The 350-nt window shown below is 68.0% G+C and carries 1 pseudogene; it reads left to right on the top strand.

From position 1 onward, the window contains the following. Window positions 1-96: 96 nt before the first annotated feature. Window positions 97-350, top strand: a pseudogene (locus ACQG3P_RS18935) (aminotransferase); the annotation flags it as partial.

Genomic DNA, 350 nt, shown 5'->3' with positions numbered 1-350 from the left:
GTGTACCGGCGGATCGATCCCGAACCCAATGGCCGAGGCCTCGGCCTCCAGATTTCGTACCCTACGGGGTCTCCGCCTTTGATCCCCCGGTTGCCGATGAACCCCCAGACCCAGCTGCCCAAGGTGGGCACCACCATTTTCACCGTGAGGTCCCAGCTGGCGGCCGAACACGGCGCGGTCAACCTGGGTCAGGGGTTCCCGGACTTCTCCGCGCCGCAGCGCCAGATCGATGAAACCGTCAAGGCCATGCACGGCGGGCTGAACCAGTACCCGCCGATGACCGGCGGGGCCCCGCTGCGCCAGGCCATCGCCCAGAAGTCGCTGGACCTGGATGGCGCCCCGCTCTACCC

This window comes from Stenotrophomonas sp. SrG (assembly GCF_050031795.1).
Classification (GTDB): Bacteria; Pseudomonadota; Gammaproteobacteria; order Xanthomonadales; family Xanthomonadaceae; genus Stenotrophomonas; species Stenotrophomonas rhizophila_A.
Note: the sequence above shows the minus strand (reverse complement) of the source record. Positions and strands in the feature narration are given on the sequence as shown.